The organism is Acinetobacter sp. YH12070, assembly GCF_013419625.1.
In the GTDB taxonomy this organism is placed as follows: domain Bacteria; phylum Pseudomonadota; class Gammaproteobacteria; order Pseudomonadales; family Moraxellaceae; genus Acinetobacter; species Acinetobacter amyesii.
Genome location: NZ_VOZT01000142.1, coordinates 1 through 1106, shown reverse-complemented (window position 1 = coordinate 1106; position 1106 = coordinate 1). Strand labels below are relative to the sequence as shown.

Below are 1106 nucleotides of genomic sequence, written 5' to 3'. Positions count from 1 at the left end.
ACTGAGGATCAGAAAGCTTGTTTGAATCGATGTATTTCATCCGCAGATTATGCACGAATGCTAAGAAATCCGGAGTGCAAATATTAACCAAAAAGAAGATCGTTTTTTGATTTATGAAAGAGATCTAATGATTTTTCATTTATATCGTAAGATGTACAAAGCACTTTTGTCATTTCCTTTTGTTATCCATTGATATAAAAAAACCGTACGAAGGTGGCTTATTTTTTACTTGAGCAGTCCGTATCTTGCATGTGAAAGTGTCTGTAATTCAAACATGTGGTCGTAATCATAGTTTGGCATTATGAATCCACATTTTTACTTACGTTTGATATGACACTGCTCATAGAGAACATATTGTCGTTGAGCATGCTCATCAGTAATGAATTGAGTAATGCTGGGCTATGTGTGTTCCACCACGCTTGAAAGACTCGTGCATGTACGCAGAGCATTTCTAGGAATTGTTTTTCATCTATATAGATATTTCCTTTTGACTTAACTTCTAAAGTTTCTAGGTAATTTACTGCGTCGTGGAAATGAATGGGCAACAGATCGCTATAACGTGCGATGCGGAAGTGTTTTTTGTGACGTGACCACATTTCTGCATGTAGTTTGCTTTCACCTTGGGCACGTCGGTCGATAATTTCTTTGAGTTCTGCTTGCTGCTCTGCGTTGATTTTTACTCGTGTGTCGATTTGCTGTTTTAGAACTTCTTTTTCCAGTACATCGAGTACCCATTTGCGGAATTCTTTAGCGACTTGTGTGAGGGCGAAGATTGCTATTAAATGAGAGCGCCACGTTAAGAAAATATTCGTAACACCCAATTGGGGTAAAGCACCTTAAGGTGCTTTTATTAGCGGTAACTCTTATTTCCTCCGGAAGTATAGCAATAACGACCACCTCTTGGACCATAACAATACGAGCCTGAATCACAAGAACAACCTTTAGAATATGTTTTTTTAACTTTTATGTTAGGTTGACTCTGAACCGTACCGGGTTTGTCGGAGACATTTTTATTTAAGTTAGGCCACGTGACCTAACGGGTTAATCTTATCATAGTACATTGCTTCAAACTCAAAAGGCGATACATAACCCAATGCGCTGTGTAC

At 38.3% G+C, this 1106-nt stretch carries 1 protein-coding gene; it reads right to left on the bottom strand.

Annotated features, from left to right (window positions below):
- Nucleotides 1–299: 299 nt before the first annotated feature.
- Entirely contained in the window at nucleotides 300–821 is a 522-nt protein-coding gene (locus FTU17_RS17350) for a hypothetical protein (protein WP_180136132.1), read from the bottom strand.
- Between the last annotated feature and the right edge of the window lie 285 nt (nucleotides 822–1106).